This window comes from Colwellia marinimaniae (assembly GCF_002207865.1).
GTDB lineage: Bacteria > Pseudomonadota > Gammaproteobacteria > Enterobacterales > Alteromonadaceae > Colwellia > Colwellia marinimaniae.
On record NZ_BDQM01000268.1, the window covers coordinates 1 to 272 of the forward strand.

At 42.6% G+C, this 272-nt stretch carries 1 protein-coding gene; it reads left to right on the forward strand.

What is annotated here, in order from left to right; genetic code table 11:
• Positions 1 to 272 (forward strand): sirohydrochlorin chelatase (locus tag MTCD1_RS19225; protein ID WP_200818673.1); only part of this gene is annotated, 272 nt, incomplete at both ends.

The window sequence follows — 272 nt, forward strand, 5'->3', positions numbered from 1 at the left end:
ATTAGCAAAGGGACTAAAAGAACGTCATCCAGAATTGAAAGTTGAATATGGCTTTCTGGAATATTCTGCGCCGAATTTGCATACCGCGTTAGATCGTTTAGTGGCCCAAGGTGTCACTAAGATCCATGCAGTACCAGGCATGCTATTTGCGGCAACCCATGCTAAAAATGACATTCCATCGGTATTAACGACGTATCAAGCCAAGCACCCTAATCTGACTATCGAATACGGTAAAGAACTAGGCTTACATGATGAAATGATCATGGCGTTTC